The following is a 734-nucleotide window of genomic DNA, read 5'->3' as shown; positions in this document are numbered from 1 at the left end:
GAGTACATCCAGCAGTTTATGTACGAGACCTTCAACACCCCGTTTTATCTCCAGCGCAGCATTGAGGTCAACTATTCCTCCTTTACTGCTGAATGGCAGATCAAGGGGAAATCTTCTGTATCCTACAACGATGTGGCAGCTTATACCACCTACGGAACCAGCCGCGCCAACGCCTACAAGATTCTGGAGGATTCCTTAAACCTGCGGGATGTCCGTATCTATGACACCATAGAGGACGCAGACGGAAAAGAGCGCCGCGTGCTGAATGCCAAGGAGACCACCCTGGCGGCTCAAAAACAGCAGGCGATCCGGGAAGCCTTTAGGGACTGGATCTGGAGAGACCCGGAGCGCCGCCAGACTTTGGTGAGCCAGTACAACGAGGAAATGAACTCTACCCGTCCCCGCGAGTATGATGGCAGCCATATCACTTTTGGCGGCATGAACCCGGCCATTACCCTGCGGGAACACCAGAAAAGTGCCATCGCCCATGTGCTGTATGGCGGAAATACCCTGCTGGCACACGAAGTAGGCGCGGGCAAAACCTTTGAGATGGTGGCCGCTGCGATGGAAGCCAAACGCCTGGGCTTGTGCCAGAAATCTCTCTTTGTGGTTCCCAACCACCTGACTGAGCAGTGGGCATCGGAGTTTCTGCGCCTCTATCCTTCTGCCAACATCTTAGTCACAACCAAAAAGGACTTTGAGACCCATAACCGCAAGAAGTTCTGCGCCCGTAT

General features: G+C 54.0%; 1 protein-coding gene. It reads left to right on the top strand.

From position 1 onward, the window contains the following. Positions 1 to 734, top strand: a 734-nt coding sequence (locus ABCW45_RS17745; protein ID WP_343221298.1) for a DEAD/DEAH box helicase family protein, incomplete at both ends; no start/stop codon positions are given.

This window comes from Pilosibacter fragilis (assembly GCF_032490495.1).
Classification (GTDB): Bacteria; Bacillota; Clostridia; order Lachnospirales; family Lachnospiraceae; genus Pilosibacter; species Pilosibacter fragilis.
The sequence above is the reverse complement of the archived record's forward strand: the minus strand, read 5'-3'. Positions and strand labels throughout refer to the sequence as shown.